Source organism: Streptomyces sp. NPDC048192 (genome assembly GCF_043202415.1).
Taxonomy (GTDB): domain Bacteria; phylum Actinomycetota; class Actinomycetes; order Streptomycetales; family Streptomycetaceae; genus Streptomyces.
In genome coordinates, this window is the sequence record NZ_JBIDAL010000001.1 from 450,709 (window position 1) to 464,104 (window position 13,396).

General features: G+C 73.1%; 12 protein-coding genes. 4 read left to right on the forward strand and 8 right to left on the reverse strand.

From position 1 onward, the window contains the following. Positions 1 to 41 precede the first annotated feature (41 nt). Positions 42 to 1,217: a right-handed parallel beta-helix repeat-containing protein gene (locus ACGFZN_RS01950; protein ID WP_393856490.1), complete on the forward strand. Its 1,176-nt coding sequence runs from the start codon at positions 42 to 44 to the stop codon at positions 1,215 to 1,217. A gap of 16 nt (positions 1,218 to 1,233) precedes the next feature. Here ACGFZN_RS01950 and sigJ read toward each other — a convergent pair whose 3' ends face one another. Further along, positions 1,234 to 2,232 carry an RNA polymerase sigma factor SigJ gene (gene sigJ / locus ACGFZN_RS01955; protein WP_393856491.1) on the reverse strand — a complete coding sequence of 333 codons (999 nt, stop codon included), beginning with the start codon at positions 2,230 to 2,232 and terminating at the stop codon, positions 1,234 to 1,236. Between the two features lie 168 nt (positions 2,233 to 2,400). Here sigJ and ACGFZN_RS01960 point away from each other — a divergent pair, with 168 nt between their 5' ends. After that, positions 2,401 to 3,093, forward strand: a complete 693-nt coding sequence (locus tag ACGFZN_RS01960; RefSeq protein ID WP_393856492.1) for an NAD(P)-dependent oxidoreductase — start codon at positions 2,401 to 2,403, stop codon at positions 3,091 to 3,093. 10 nt (positions 3,094 to 3,103) lie between these two features. Here the strand turns inward: ACGFZN_RS01960 and ACGFZN_RS01965 are convergent, their stop codons facing one another. Continuing rightward, positions 3,104 to 3,493 (reverse strand): VOC family protein, encoded by a 390-nt coding sequence (locus ACGFZN_RS01965; protein ID WP_393856493.1) that lies wholly within the window; start codon positions 3,491 to 3,493, stop codon positions 3,104 to 3,106. A gap of 246 nt (positions 3,494 to 3,739) precedes the next feature. On the opposite strand from ACGFZN_RS01965, the gene ACGFZN_RS01970 reads away from it, so the two are divergent. Further along, complete coding sequence (locus ACGFZN_RS01970; protein ID WP_393856494.1) at positions 3,740 to 3,922, forward strand: hypothetical protein; 183 nt, start codon at positions 3,740 to 3,742, stop codon at positions 3,920 to 3,922. 71 nt (positions 3,923 to 3,993) lie between these two features. Next, positions 3,994 to 4,884, forward strand: coding sequence for an SDR family oxidoreductase (locus ACGFZN_RS01975; RefSeq protein ID WP_393856495.1), 891 nt, complete (start codon positions 3,994 to 3,996; stop codon positions 4,882 to 4,884). 2 nt (positions 4,885 to 4,886) lie between these two features. Here ACGFZN_RS01975 and ACGFZN_RS01980 read toward each other — a convergent pair whose 3' ends face one another. The 6 genes from ACGFZN_RS01980 to ACGFZN_RS02005 all read right to left on the reverse strand — a co-directional run bounded on the left by ACGFZN_RS01980 (position 4,887) and on the right by ACGFZN_RS02005 (position 13,332). Next, entirely contained in the window at positions 4,887 to 6,581 is a 1,695-nt protein-coding gene (locus ACGFZN_RS01980; protein ID WP_393856496.1) for a N,N-dimethylformamidase beta subunit family domain-containing protein, read from the reverse strand. 14 nt (positions 6,582 to 6,595) lie between these two features. After that, entirely contained in the window at positions 6,596 to 7,594 is a 999-nt protein-coding gene (locus ACGFZN_RS01985) for a hypothetical protein (RefSeq protein WP_393856497.1), read from the reverse strand. Between the two features lie 82 nt (positions 7,595 to 7,676). Then, positions 7,677 to 8,678: a phosphotransferase gene (locus ACGFZN_RS01990; protein WP_393856498.1), complete on the reverse strand. Its 1,002-nt coding sequence runs from the start codon at positions 8,676 to 8,678 to the stop codon at positions 7,677 to 7,679. Between the two features lie 139 nt (positions 8,679 to 8,817). Then, on the reverse strand, positions 8,818 to 10,632 hold the full coding sequence (locus tag ACGFZN_RS01995) for a phospholipase C (protein WP_393856499.1): 1,815 nt from the start codon (positions 10,630 to 10,632) through the stop codon (positions 8,818 to 8,820). 202 nt (positions 10,633 to 10,834) lie between these two features. Then, positions 10,835 to 12,127 (reverse strand): iron uptake transporter deferrochelatase/peroxidase subunit, encoded by a 1,293-nt coding sequence (gene efeB / locus ACGFZN_RS02000; RefSeq protein ID WP_393856500.1) that lies wholly within the window; start codon positions 12,125 to 12,127, stop codon positions 10,835 to 10,837. Then, on the reverse strand, positions 12,124 to 13,332 hold the full coding sequence (locus tag ACGFZN_RS02005) for an EfeM/EfeO family lipoprotein (protein WP_393856501.1): 1,209 nt from the start codon (positions 13,330 to 13,332) through the stop codon (positions 12,124 to 12,126). Before ACGFZN_RS02005 ends, efeB begins: the two co-directional genes overlap by 4 nt. Between the last annotated feature and the right edge of the window lie 64 nt (positions 13,333 to 13,396).

Genomic DNA, 13,396 nt, shown 5'->3' on the forward strand with positions numbered 1-13,396 from the left:
TTCCCCCGTTCCTTCACCATGCCACGACTGGAGACAAGCCGATGCACCTGAGATCAGCCATCGCATGCGCCGGTCTGCTCGCCGGCTCGCTCGCCGCGCTCTCCGGCACCCCGGCCCAGGCCGCGACCGCCACGGTGCTGTACGTCTCGCCGAGCGGCACCGACAGCGCGGCCGGCACGCAGTCCGCGCCGACCACGCTCACCTCCGCCATCAGCCGTATCGCCCCCGGCGGGACGATCTACCTGCGCGGCGGGACGTACGCCTACTCCTCCACGGTCACCATCCCGGCCGGCAGCAACGGCACGTCCGGTGCCCGCACCACCCTCACCGCCTACGCGGGTGAGAAGCCGGTCCTGGACTTCTCGGCCCAGAGCGAGAGTTCGTCCAACCGCGGGATCCAGCTGAACGCCGACTACTGGCATCTGTACGGCCTCACGGTCGAGCACGCCGGGGACAACGGCATCTACGTCGGCGGCAGCAACAACGTCATCGAACGCGTGGTGACCGCCTACAACCGGGACACCGGACTCCAGCTGGGCCGGATCTCCTCCAGCACGCCGAGCAGCCGGTGGCCGTCGAACAACCTGGTCGTCAGTTCCGAATCGCACGACAACGAGGACTCCACCGGGGAGAACGCCGACGGCTTCGCCTCGAAGCTGACCACCGGCACCGGGAACGTCTTCCGCTACGACGTCTCCCACAACAACATCGACGACGGCTGGGACCTCTACACCAAGACCGACACCGGCGCCATCGGCCCGGTGACCATCGAGTACTCCCTGTCGTACGGCAACGGCACCCTCACCGACGGCACCCAGAACAAGAACGGCGACCGCAACGGCTACAAGCTCGGCGGCGACGACATCGCGGTCGACCACGTCGTGCGGCACGACATCGCCTACAAGAACGGCCACCACGGGTTCACGTACAACAGCAACCCCGGCACGATGACCATCTCCGACAACGTCGGCATCGACAACACCGAGCGCAACTTCTCGTTCGACAAGGGCACTTCGGTGTTCCGCGGCAACACCTCGTGCCGCTTCGCCGTCAGCGGCTCGAACGACAAGACCGTCGGCGACGCCGACAGCTCCAACCAGTTCTGGACCGGCGCCAACGGCTCCCGCTGCTCCTCCTACTCGGGGGCGCTCGGCTGGTCCTTCGCCTCGGACGGGCACCTCGTGGTGACCTTCGGCGGCAAGGTGGTGACACCGTAGCGGGCCACCGCGCCGTTCACGGGCGGGACGCCGTTCCACCGGCGTCCCGCTCCTGCGCGCCCTGGAACGGTGGTTCGCCGGGTTCCAGCGTGGTGAGCTTGTCCGGGTTCATGACGAGGTAGACGTCGCTGACCCGCTCGCCGTCCGGGTCGAGGTCCAGGACCATCACCGCGTGCGGCGAACCGTCCTCGAACACCACCACGGCAGCGTCCCCGTTGACGTCCCGGTGCCGGAACTCCAGCCCCGCCGCCGAGCGCCCGGCATAGCCGGTCAGCGCACGTGCCACCTTCTCCCGGCCGCGGATCGGGCGCGGCGCCGCCTGCGCCTTTCCGCCACCGTCCGTCCAGAGCGCGGCCTGTGGCGCCAGGATCTCCAGCAGCGCCCCGAGATCACCGCCCAGCGCGGCGGCCACGAACCGTTCCGTCGCCTGCCGCCGGACCCGGGGATGCGCCCGGTAGCGGGGCCGCCGGGCCCGCACCCGGGACCGGGCGCGGTGCGCGAGCTGCCGTACGGCGGCCGGGCTGCGGCCGAGGACGTCCGCGATCTCCGTGTGGGCGTAGCCGAACACCTCGTGCAGCACGAACACCGCGCGCTCCAGCGGTGTCAGGGTCTCCAGCACGACCAGCATCGCCAGGGACACCGCCTCGGCGCGCGCCGCGCCCTCGGACGCGTCCTCGCCCGAAGCCGGTCCCGGGGGTCCGTCCGTGAGCAGGGGCTCCGGCAGCCACGGCCCGACGTACGTCTCACGCCGCCGGGCGATCCGCTCGCGCCGCGCGAGTGCGTGCCGCACGGCGATCCGCACCAGATACGCCCGCGGATGCTCGATCCGCGCCGCCCGCCCCGCGTCCCCGGCGCCCGACCGCTCCGCCCAGGACAGCCAGGTCTCCTGCAGCACGTCCTCGGTGTCGGCGACGGTGCCCAGCATGCCGTACGCCACCGCGAACAGCAGCTCGCGGTGGTCGAGGAACGCCCGCGTGGCGGCGTCCGTCCCCGCGGGCGCCCGGTTGTCGGCCATGGCCTCTCCTCACGACGTCTGCCCACCCAGAGGGCCCGAAGCCCCGGAAGTGTGACACCGAGGGGCCGGTGTGTGCCGTACCTCACTTCCGGCGCCCGCGCTGTCACACCCGCCGCCGCCCCGGCCCTCTCGGTCCGGCGGAGACACCACGCAGCGAAGGAGCAGCCCATGCGACTCGTCGTCTTCGGCGCGGGCGGGCCGACCGGACGGAAGGTCACCGAGCAGGCGACCGCCGCCGGTCACACCGTCACGGCCGTGACCCGGCACCCCGACGTCTTCCCGCTGACCCACCCGCGCCTGCGGGTGGCGGCGGCCGACGTCCTGGACGCGGCGGCCGTCGACCGTGTCGTGGCCGGTCACGACGCGGTGATCTCCACGCTCGGCGTCCCCTACGGCCGGGCCCCGGTCACCGTGTACTCGACCGGCCTCACCCACATCAGCCGGGCCATGACCCGGCACGGCCTGCGGCGCGTGGTCTGCGTGACCTCCACCGTGCTGTTCGACGTGCCGGCGCCCGGTGAGGGGTTCCTGTTCCGGAAGGTGATGGAGCCCTTCTTCGTGCGGGTGGTCGGGCGCACGGTCTACGACGACATGCGCCGCATGGAGGAGATCGTGCGCGCCGGCGGTCTCGACTGGACCGTGCTGAGGCCCGCGGGGCTCTTCGACTCCGGCCAGGTCAGCGACTACCGGCTGCACCCCGGCCGGCTGCCCGGACGGTTCACGTCCCGGGCCGACCTCGCGCACGCGCTGGTGCGCGAGGCCGTCACCGAGGGGCATCCGCGCGCCTTCCTCGACGTACGCACCACGGAGGGCATCCCGCGCATGCTGGACGTCATCCGGAAGGAGGCGTTCGGCAGGTGAGGCGCGGCGCCTACGCGGGCCACCCGCCGTAGGGGACGGTGATCAGCTCCATGGCGTGGCCCACCGGATCCAGGAAGTAGACGCCGCGGCCGCCGTCGTTGTGGTTGATCGCGCCGGGCTGTTTGCGGTGCGGGTCGGCCCAGTGGTCCATGCCGCGCTCGACGATCTTCGCGTACGCGGCGTCGAACACCTCCTCGGAGACGAGGAAGGCGTAGTGCTGCGGGGTGATCCGGTCCTCGGGGACGCTGGCGAAGTCCAGCGTGACTCCGTTGCCGAGGGAGACCGCGACGAACGGGCCCCACTCCCCGGCGATCTCCAGGCCGAGCAGTTCGCTGAGGAACGCGGCGGACTCCCGGTTGTCCCGGGCGTGGACGATGGTGTGGTTCAACTCGACGGACAAAGGAATGCCTCCAGGGCATGTCCCGGCACCTCCATGCCTCACCCGGCCGGTGACCGGCACGCGATGCCGCCAACGATCGTAGATGCCGAAGGGGCGGAGTGTCGCGAGGGGCGGGCCGATCGGTCTCGTCGTGGTCCGGGAGCGCGGGTTTCCCGCTACCGGCAGTAATGTGATCACCTTTGTTCCGGGTGTACCAGTCAGTCAACTTGGCGTGTCCCTGGACGCGTCCGTGCCCGGAGAATGCCGATGTCCTCTGTCGACGACGCGCTGGAGAACGCGCGCCTCACCTACGAGCAGCACATGCGCACATGCCGCCAGTGCCACGCCGACGGCGCCGCCTGCCCCGTGGCCAAGCACCTGCTGCGGATCTACAACAACGCCCGCAGGGAGTACATGCGGTCGGCAGGACGGCCCGCGGGGCCGGACTGAACAGGCTTTTCGGCCCGAGTGATCCGGGAACCCGGTCGCCGTCCCGTCCCCCCGAGACACAGGAGGCCGCCGTGACGGACCAGCCCGGTGACCGGCCGAACCCGGTCACACAGCACCCGCGTCCCGAGTTCCCGTCCCAGGACCAGCCGCATCCGGGCTGGACCGGCCCGATGGACCCGCCGCCCGACCACGGCGAGGACTCCTACCGCGGCGCGGGCCGGCTGGACGGCCGGAAGACCGTGATCACGGGCGGTGACTCCGGGATCGGCCGGGCGGTGGCGCTGGCCTTCGCCCGTGAAGGCGCCGATGTGCTGTTCACCCACCTCGCCGACGAGGAGGAAGACGCCCGCGAGACGTCCCGGCTCGTGGAGGGCGCCGGGCGCAAGGCGGTCGCCGTCTCCTGCGACATCCGCGAGGAGGACAACTGCCGGGCGCTGATCGAGCGGGCGGTCGCCGAGTTCGGCCGCATCGACGTCCTCGTGAACAACGCCGCCTACCAGATGTCCCAGCCCGACGGCATCGAGGCGATCAGCACCGAGCAGTTCGACCGGGTCGTGCGGACGAACCTGTACGGCATGTTCTGGCTCACCAAGTTCGCCCTGCCGCACATCCCGGCCGGCGGCTGCATCATCAACTCCACCTCCGTGCAGGCCTACAAGCCGAGCCCGCACCTGCTGGACTACGCGACGACCAAGGGCGCGATCGTCACCTTCACCCAGGGACTCGCGCAGATGCTCGCCGAGCGGGGCATCCGGGTCAACGCGGTGGCGCCGGGACCGGTGTGGACGCCGCTGATCCCCTCGACGCTGCCGGACACACAGGAGTTCGGGAAGCAGGCGCCGCTCGGCCGCCCGGCCCAGCCCGCCGAACTCGCCCCCGCCTACGTCTACTTGGCGTCCCCGCAGGCGAGCTACATCACCGCCGAGATCCTCAACGCGACCGGCGGTACCCCGTTGCCCTGACCTCAGGCGCCGTACACCTCGCGGACGTTGGCGCGCGTGGGCGGGGCGTGCCGCGCCGCGGGACCCCGCGCGAACGTCCGCAGCAGGTTCTCCGTGGTGCGGGTGACGAAGGCCCGGGTACGGGCGTCCATGCCGTGGTCGCGCCCGAACATGCCCGTCCCGGCCACCAGCGCCTCCACCCAGCGCATGGTGCCGGTCGCGAACACCCCGGCGCCGCTCGCCGCCGTGTAGTACGCCGAGTCGCTGTGGCTGGGCCGCCCGCCGCACACCAGCGGAGAGTGCGCGATGATCTCCAGCTCACCGGGCGTGGGGGCGCCGGGCGTGATCCGGTCGTACTCCACGCCGACGAGATGCGCGAAGGCGTCGCCGGAGCGGGCGCCGGTGCCCTCGTACAGCCAGTGGCCGGCGGACCGGACCACGTAGGGCGCGTCGACCGGATAGCCCTCGTAGAGCACGCCGGTCAGGGACGACTCGGGATCCGGGGCGGGCGGCAGCCGGTAGTCGGTGGTGACCAGGGCCGGGTGAGTGCCGTAGCAGGGGTCGGCGCGGTAGTCGGTCTTGTAGCAGACCACCGTACGGTCGTCCGCGGCGTCCCCCGCCTCCAGCCGGACCCGGCGGAAACAGGTGTTGGCGCCGAGGAACGCGATGTTCGTGCCGGCGTCCCGGGCGGCGGTCACATGGGCCCGCTGCTGCGGCGTCCAGTACTCGTCGTGCCCCAGGCACACGACGGCGTGCGCGCCGCGCAGCACCCCGGGGTCGCGGTGCACGTCCATGCCGGTCGTGTAGGCCAGCGGGATGCCGAGGCGCTCGGCCAGCACCACCAGCGCCCACTCGTACACCTGGAACTTCCCGGCGCCCTCGCCGTCGTAGGGGCGGTCGAAGCTCACCGCGAGGGAGCGGGTCGCGTACGCCCCGGACGCGCCGTTGTAGAGGCTGCTGCCGCCCCAGCGGTTGTACGCCTGCCAGGTGGCGGGGGCGTGCATCAGGACCGTACGGCCCGTGCCGTCGGTGGAGCGGACGATCAGCGGAACGTACCGCTGGTGGCCGGTGTCCGCCTCCAGACGCAGCAGATAGGCGCCCTCCGCCCAGCCCGAGGTGTCGACCGGCAGCGTCTCGGGCCAGTCGGCGCGCACGGTGCGGGTGGCGGACAGCACGCGCGGGGCCGGCCGGGCGCGGCCGGGTATGCGCTCGGACGTCCAGACGCGGCGGGCCTGCGCGCCGCCGTACCAGCCGACCCGGAACGCGGACACCCGGAACGACGCGGCGGTGGTCGACACGTGCAGCCCGAACCGCTCGCCCGGGGCCACGCTCACCCGGTCCGCGTACCCGGCCACGGCCTGCGGCGGGCCGGTGGACGCCAGACGCCAGTCCGCGGTGCCCGGAGCGTCCCGCTCGGCCTCGGGCCTCAGCCGTGCGCCGGGGGCCGTCGTGGCGTGCGGGTGCGGCGGTGCCGCCGTGCAGGCGGCGGCCGTGCCGAGGCCGACGCCCGCGCACAGGGTGAGGAAACACCGGCGGCCGAGGCCGTCCGGAGGCGTGGTGCCGTGTGCCGTGACCACTTCACCTCCCGGGTCCGTGTCAGCCCCAGCGTCCCGGCCCCCGCTCGGCCCGCGCAACCCGTGCGGCACGCCGGGCACCGGCCGGGAGGCCGCGCCGGCACGGCCCTTCCGGGGCGGCGGGCTGGGCCGAACGGGTGACATCCGGCCGTGCGCCCTCAGGTGCGGAATCCGACGTGCACGTGGTCGTGATGGGTGGCGTCGCTGAAGAACCGACCGGCGCCACCGCCCGTGAGCTGCACCGGGCCGCCCACGTTGTACGACCCCGCGGCCGCCGCGTCCCGCATGAACCGCTCGATCAGAGCGCGCGGCGTCGCCGGGTCGACGACCGCGTGACCGTCGATCCGCCACACGTCGAAGGCCCGGCCGCGCGGATGGTCGCTGGGTCTGCTGGTGCCGAACACGTCCAGCGGGTGCCCGGAGCGGACGACGCTCACGTCCAGCCGGTACGTCCGCGCCAGCGCGAGCATCGCCTTCGCCACGCTGGTGTGCACCTGCCCGCTGCGCAGATCCGCCAGGGCGGCGGGCGGCAGCGCGATCCGGTCGTCGGACAGCACACCGCGGACGTCCGGCGGCAGCGACCGGGCGGCCGGTCCGGGGTGCGCCGGACGGAGGGCGTCGACCGTCCAGCCGGATCCCGACCGGGACAGCCGCACGTCGACCGTCGTCCCGCCGGCGCCGACCCTGCCGCCGCGCCGGGTCCACTGCCGGCACACCACCAGCACGCTGGCCGACCGGGACAGGATCCCGCCGTACTGTGCGTCCACGACCTGCAACGCCGCCTGATCCGCGGCCGGAAGCAGCGGCCCGGCCTGTCCGACGAGCCCCGCCGGCTGCCCCAGCGCGGCGACCCTGGCCCGCGCCGCCGCCGCGCCGCCGCGCCCCTCGGGCCAGGCGCCGATCGCCTCCACCACCTGCACGGCCCGCAGTTTCGCCGCCGGCTGCACCTCGGCGGACGTGGGCCGCCAGGGCGTGGTGCGGGGCAGCGCGGGGGACGGCGACGGCGACCCGGCGGGAGACGCGGCGCTTCGGGACGGCCGTGCGTCCGGACCCGTGCCGCCGGAACAGCCGGCCGCGCCGAGCGCGGCACCGGCGAGGGCGGCCAGAACGGCGCGGCGGCCGGGCGGGGGAGCGTGCCGCGCACGGGTGCGAGTCATACCGCCCAGTGTCCGCCGTACGGCGCCGGGCGGGCGACCGCCCGGCGCAGGGCGCCGTTTCCGCTACGGCCCGGGGGCTTCGTCAGAAGGGCGGCTCGTCGAAGATCTCCAGCAGGGACGCGGCGCTCTGCTCGGCGCCGGGGCTGGTGCCCGACGCGTCCGGGAACGTGCGGCCCCAGGACGCGGCGCGGCCGAGGACGCCCAGGCGCCAGGCGAGACGCGCACCGCGCCGCAGCTCCGCGGGCGTGCGCCCGTCGCCCGTCCACGGCTCCAGGTAGGCGTCGAGGAGACGGCCGAGGACCTGCGGGCCGTACCGGGCGCATGCCTTGCCGGCGGGGACGCGCAGGCTGCAGAACGGGTGGGACACCGCCGCGTCGCCCCAGTCGAAGAAGACGAACCGGTCCGGCGCCGGATGGAAGAGCTGCCCGTCGTGCAGGTCGGCGTGGTCGAGGCTGTCCTCGACGCCGAGCGAGACGAGTTCGGCGCACCAGTCGGCGAGGCGCGGCCGCAGCGCCTGGAGCCGGACGCGTGCCTCCGGGGGCAGCGCGGCGCCCTTCGCGAGCAGCCGGTCGTAGGCCTCGGGCAGGTCCGGGGTCCTGGCGGAGGGCACCCCCAGCCGCTCGATCTCGCGCGCACGCGGAACGAGGGCGCGCTGCATGCCCGCGTACCGGCGCAGCAGTTCCTCCCAGGTCCGCGGCTCGACCGGCGCCCGGGCGAGCACGTCCCGGAACAGCTCCCCGCCGTCGGGCAGCAGGACCCACGCACGCTCGGCGTCGACGGCCAGCGGCCGCAGCACGTGCTCCGGCACCCAGCGGGCCAGCGCCGCGGTCAGCGGGCCCTCGAAGGCGCTGGCCGGCGGATTCGCCTTGAACCAGACGGCGCCGCACCCCGCCACGGGCACCCGCACCAGCACCGACCACGGGCGCAGCCGCACCCGCAACTCACCGCCCGCCCGCAGCCCGTGGCGGGCGAGCTGCTCCCTCACCCACTCCAGGGCCGAGCGGCGCCACAATTCTTGCTCCCACGGCGTCGGGGCGTACTGGTGGTTGCTCCGGTCCACGACGATCGAGAACTCCTGTTGCACCGTGCCATCCCATCACCCCGGTGCGGGGCCGGTCACCCCGATTTCGCCGCCGGTCATGCCCCGGGAAGCGTCTTCCGGACAGACGAACGCGCCCCCGGTCGTCGACCGGGGGCGCGTCAGAGGGTGTGCGACCGGGGGATCAGGCCTGCTGCTTGCGGCGCAGGGTCAGGTACGTGCCGGTCGCGCCCGCCGCCAGCAGGGCGCCCACGCCGAGGCCCACGGGCAGGGCGGGGAAGCCGGAGGCGTCGGTCGTCGCGGCCGTGTTCTGCATCGCCGGGCCCGGGGTGATGCTGGTGGAGACCGGGGCGACGTGCCGGATCGGGCCGACGCGCCTGACGGAGCCGTCGGCGTTCAGCAGCACCTGCTTGCCGTTCGGGTGCCGGAAGTCGAACATGCCCGCCAGCGAACCGGCGGTGGCGTCGAAGGAGTGGTCGCCGATGCGGCCGGTCTTCCAGTTGTCCTCGATGAACCGGGTGATGGACGCCTGGTCCGTCAGGGTGTGGTCGACCTTGTTGACCTTGCTGTACGGCGAGATGACCAGCAGCGGCTGGCGGGTGCCGGGACCGCAGCGGTCGGCGTAACCACCGGCCGCCTTCGGGCCCTTCTGGCAGGCCGGGCTGTCGGTGGCCTTGCCGTTGGAGCCGAGGGAGGTGTCCGCCGAGCCGTTCTTCGGGGCGACGTAGGCGTGGTCGTACCAGCCGTCGGAGTCGTCGTAGGCGACCACGATCGCGGTGGACTTCCACTGCGGCGAGCTCTGGATCGCGTTGATCTCGTTCACCAGGAAGTGCTGCTCGTCGACCGGGTCGGAGTAGCCGGCGTGGCCGTCCTGGTACTCACCGGCCTTGAGGAAGCTGACCGCCGGCAGCTTGCCCGACTTCAGCGCGGCGGAGAAGTCGGTCAGGTCGTAGTTGTGGTTGGCCTGGCCGTTGTGGCCGATCTCCGAGACGCTCTTCGGCGCCAGGTGGTGCGGGTTCGCCGTCGACTTGTAGTACGCGAACGGGTTGTGGTGCGGGCTGTAGTCGACCACGGACGCGCCGCCCACGTTGGTGTGCGCGGTGTCGCACTTGGCGTACGAGCCCGACGTGCCGTTCCACGCGGCCGAGGGACGGAAGCCGCCCTGGAACCAGCCCCACGTCACCCTCTTGGCGTTGAGCAGGTCGCCGATGTTCCTGCCCTGCATCGACGCCAGGGCGTTGCTGCTGGTGTGGTCCTTGTTCGAGCAGTCGTCGTAGGCGGGGTCCGGGTCGTTGATGACCGTGCCCACGCCCTTGGCGTCCGGGGACTTGACCGCGTAGGCGTCCGGGGTGGAGGTCTGCTTGGGGTTCTCCGTGCCGGTGGACGGGTCCACGGAGATCACGCCGTGCGTGTTGCCGGAGACCAGGTTCAGCGCGCCCGGCGTCGAGGGGCCGTAGACCGAGCTGAAGGCGCGGTCGGAGAGGGAGTAGTGCTGGGCGTAGTTCCACAGCGCGGTGACGGTGTTGCCGTCGTAGTAGTCCATCACCAGGCCCGGCTCGCCGAACAGGCCGCCGCTGCACTTGTCGACCTCGGTGTTCTGCACGAACTGGTCGGCCTTGCCGCCGTCGTAGGCGTACTGCTCCGGACCGTACGAGTGGTTCTGGTCGCAGGTCATCGCCTGCGACGGGGACAGCCGCTTCGGCGCGTACTGGTTCGGGTTCTTCTTCAGCAGCCCGGCGTGCGCGAGGGTGTCGATGTCCTTCGGGGTGTTCTTCGACGCCGTGAACTTCGTGCCGTCGGTGTTGGCGGCCTTGGGGTACGTGGCGAAGTAGTGGTCGAAGGAGATGTTCTCGTCGAAGAGCACGACGACGTGCTTGATCGGCGTCGCGGTCGAGGAGTGCCCGCCCTGTGCCGCGGCCGGCGCCGCCGCCCAGCCGGGCGCGTTGCTGCCGAGCACGGTGAGCGCCGCGGCTCCCGCGAGCGCTCCCAGGCTCCGCATAGCGGCTCGTCTTCCTCTGCTGGCCATGGTGGTTACCCCTCCGGACAGAACGTCTGTGCGTCGTACGAGCAGGGATGCTGCGCCCGTTGCGGGGCGTGCCGGCGGAGCCATCATGGCGTGCGGGTGAACACCGAGTCAGGGATACCAGGGCAAAACTTGACCGTGTGTTGACCCGTTCGGCGGCCGGGTTGTCCGGACAGGTTCAGCCGAAAAGGCCGCGCCCGTACCAGTCCTGAGCGTCCCGCACGCCGGGCAGCGCGAAGAAGTAGCCCCCGCCGAACGGGCTGATGTAGTCCGTCAGCGGCTCGCCCTGCAGCCGGTGCTGCACGGTCTCGAACTGCCGTTTCACGTCCTGCTGGTAGCAGCAGAACAGCAGGCCCATGTCCAGGTTGCCGTTGGCGTCCATGCCCCGGTCGTAGTTGTAGGCGCGGCGCAGCAGGCGCTGGCCGTCGGTGGCGGGGGTGCGGGGGTTGGCGAGCCGGATGTGCGCGTCCAGCGGGATGACGTCACCCTTGGGGTCGTCGGCGTACTTCGGCGTGTCGTACTCGTGGTCGCCGTCCAGGGGCGCGCCGGAGGAGCGGGCCCGGCCGAACATCCGCTCCTGCTCGCTGAGCGAGACCCGGTCCCAGAACTCCACCAGCATCCGGATCAGCCGTACGACCTGGTAGCTGCCGCCCGTCGCCCACTCCGGCTCGCCCATGCCCTTGCCCACCCACACCAGGCGGTTCATCTCACGGGCGCTGCCGGTGTCCGGGTTCGCGGTGCCGTCCTTGAACCCCATCAGGTTGCGCGGGGTGCCGGACGGCCGGGGCGGGCTGGAGAAGCCGTCCAGCCGCCAGCGGACCTGCGCGGCACCCCGGGTGTGCCGGGCGATGTCACGCAGCGCGTGCAGAGTGATGTCCGGCTCGTCCGCGTGCAGTTGGAGGCTGAGGTCGCCATGGCACCAGTCGGGATTCGGGTCGTCGTCGGGGAACTCGGGCATCGCCGTCAGCCGCCGCGGTCTGAGCGGGGCCAGCCCGAACCGGTCGTCGAACAGCGAAGCGCCCGCGCCCACGGTGACGGCCAGCCGGCCGGACGGCAGCCGGTCGCCGAGGACGCCCGAGTCGGCGGGCGGACCGGTGATGCCGACCGGCGAAGGCGTCCCGCCCGAGGTGAGGAAGCGGGCCCGGTCGGTGAGCGTGCGCAGCAGGTCGGCCAGTTCGGCGCGGTTCCCGGCGGTCACGTCGAGCGCGACGAACACGCAGCTGCGGCGGGGCGCGGCGATCGCGGAGGCCTGATGGACTCCGTGGAACGGGGCGATGGCGGCAGCGGCGTCCGCCGTGGTGCCGCCGGGGGCGGCGGCGCTCGTGGCGAGGCCCGCGCCCGCCAGCGCGGCCCCGCGCAGGAAGCCGCGTCGCGCCAGCCCGCCGGTCCGCTCGACGGCGCGCCTGCCCCGTCCTTCGGGACGGCCGGTGCCGGTCGCGTTCGTCGTCTCGGTTCGCTCGGTGCCGCTCACACGGTCCTCCGCGGGTCGCACAGGGTCGCCACCGACGCCAGCCGCTCCACCAGGTCGCCGAACACCGCGTTCACGTCCTCCCGCTGGGCGCGGCCGAGGCGGTCCAACGGGGTCCAGGACCCCTTGTGGCGGAACCCGTCCAGGGTGTGCTGGGCGCGGTCCAGTGCCGTGTCGAGCTCGGGCAGACCGGCGTAACGCGTCTTCAGCAGCGGCTCGATCCGGGACAGCACCTCGCGGGTGCCGTCCAGATTGGCGCGGGCGGTGGCGAGGTTGCTGCCGCTGCCGTAGTCGGTGCGGCCGGTCAGCTCGAACTGCACGGTGTTCTCCAGGATCTCGTGCGCGCGCAGCCCCAGTTGGGCGGGGTCCATGCGGGCCTGCGACCAGGTGTCGCGCAGCCCGGTCAGGGCCTTCACCAGCGCCGCCGCCGGGGCGCGCAGCCCGGCGGCGGACTCACCGTGCCACAGCCCGTACTCGACGCGGTGGAAGCCGGCGAAGTCCTTGTCGTGCACCCCGCCGGGCAGGCCGGCGTCGGTGCCGTTGATCGCCGCGTCCGCGTCGCCGAAGGCGTCGTACGCCGCGCCCAGCCGCTCGTACTGCAGGTGTGCGGGCAGCCAGGCCGACCGGGCGGCGGCGAGATCCCCCCGGTCGATCGCGTCCCGGAGCCGCGTCGTCAGCCGCACGGCCTCGCCGAGTCCGCCGCCGACCCACTTCTGGTAGGCGAGGGCGGGCGGGATCAGATCGTGCTCCGAGACCGGCGCGGCGCCCGGCCCGCGCCGCCCGCCGGCGATGCGCACGGTGGGCCCGGTCGCGGCGTCGGCGTCGTCCGGCACGCACTTGAACGCGTACGCGCCCTTGCCGAGGCGTACCGTCAACTGGCGTGTCGTACCGGGTCCGATGCCCTCCACCTCGCCGTACACCGTCTGGCTGCCGGGGTCCTCCAGGTAGACCTCGGCGGCGGCGTCGGAGGTGTTGTGCAGGTCGAAGGTGTGCACCCCCGGTGCGGGCCGGGTCCAGCCGCGGCCGCAGCGGCTCTCCGACACGTCGACGACGATGTGCCCGGTGGAGTGGCCGGCGGCCCGTCCGGGCCGTGTCCCGCCGAGGGAGAACGCCAGCAGCGTGCCCGCGAGGGTCACGGCGAGGACGACGAACACGGCGGGGGCCGTCCGGAGACGAACGGACCGCGTGCCGAGGCGAGGCAACGGCATGGCGAGCCTTTCCGGGACGACGTCGTACGCAGCGGCCTCATGGTAGGCATCCCTCCGGATCCGA